Below are 1109 nucleotides of genomic sequence, written 5' to 3'. Positions count from 1 at the left end.
ACCTGAAACAGCAGCCGTTCCTCTGCACGCAGCTGGACTTCGACGGCATTCCCGACTAGTTCATACTCTACCGCGCGTGGGACGACCGCCTCGAAGATGTCCACGACGCAGTACGGGACGCCGCCAAGGTCGCTATGGACATCGCCCGCTACTACGATATCCCGCGCCCGAACCCGAGTTCCTCCCCGACCAGCCGACCGAGACGGTCTCGCGCTAGAAGAGTAAGGACACGCTCGCCCGCGAGAAAGCCCGTGAGGTCTGGAAGGGCACGAAGCCCATCGTCGAGGACTGCTTTCATTTGGACCGCGGCGACAACGCCTCGATTCCCGAGGGCGCGTTCTGGGTGCAGCAGTCCTACCTCGGAATGCGAACGGATATGCACCCGAACGACGGTGCACAGTCCTTCGCTGCGGACTCCACCCGCAGAAAGACACTATCGGGGGACCCCACCGGTTACAGACGAAGACGCTCGGCGTTGAGCGCATCCGGACGATGCTCCGGGAGACTGGCCGGATGCTCTTCACTGCCCCAAGTATGTAGTCAGAGGGATAGCGAGACAGCCTCTCGCATAGTTCGAGGCGTCAAGGGGCTGAAAGAGGGCAGGAACGCGGTCCTTGTGACGGTCCAACTGCTGATCCGGAGAACTGAGTCGTCAGTCAGGCTATCGACTGGCGCAATCTAGAGAGCGACCGACTGTCACCGGCGACAATCTGGGGTCGGACACTCGCCACTCGTCGGGTTCGACCGACCCGCACACGAAACAGTAGAAGAACGCTCCCTTACTCGTCTTCAAGCGCTGCGTAGATCTCCGCGTGGCGGCGTCCGTCAAGCTTCCCCATCTCGAGGGCAATTTCGTGACGTTCGGCGTCGCTTTCGACTACCTGATACTGCTCATACAGCTGGCGGACCTCGTCGTCGCCTGATCCTGATGAAGTAGTGGTAGACGTCATTTCTGTCGCAGGGTCCCTAGGAAGAGTATCTGTGGACAGTCACCGGTCGCGCAGTCGATCTCGAGCAGCCGCAAACTGAACGGGGTCCGTGTCGCCAGCTGCAGCCATCTCGTTCGCCGACTGGAGTTGGGAGTCGATAAGGCGATTCTGCTGGCGTGA

At 60.8% G+C, this 1109-nt stretch carries 1 protein-coding gene and 1 pseudogene; one reads left to right on the top strand and one right to left on the bottom strand.

All coding sequences use genetic code 11. The features are described from left to right. Positions 1-519 (top strand): annotated as a pseudogene (locus C489_RS20950) (ISNCY family transposase); the annotation flags it as partial. A 260-nt stretch (positions 520-779) separates the two neighbouring features. Here the strand turns inward: C489_RS20950 and C489_RS22275 are convergent. Beyond that, positions 780-950: a hypothetical protein gene (locus C489_RS22275; RefSeq protein WP_169331192.1), complete on the bottom strand. Its 171-nt coding sequence runs from the start codon at positions 948-950 to the stop codon at positions 780-782. Positions 951-1109 lie beyond the last annotated feature (159 nt).

The sequence above is a fragment of the Natrinema versiforme JCM 10478 genome (genome assembly GCF_000337195.1).
Lineage (GTDB): Archaea > Halobacteriota > Halobacteria > Halobacteriales > Natrialbaceae > Natrinema > Natrinema versiforme.
Note: the sequence above shows the minus strand (reverse complement) of the source record. Positions and strands in the feature narration are given on the sequence as shown.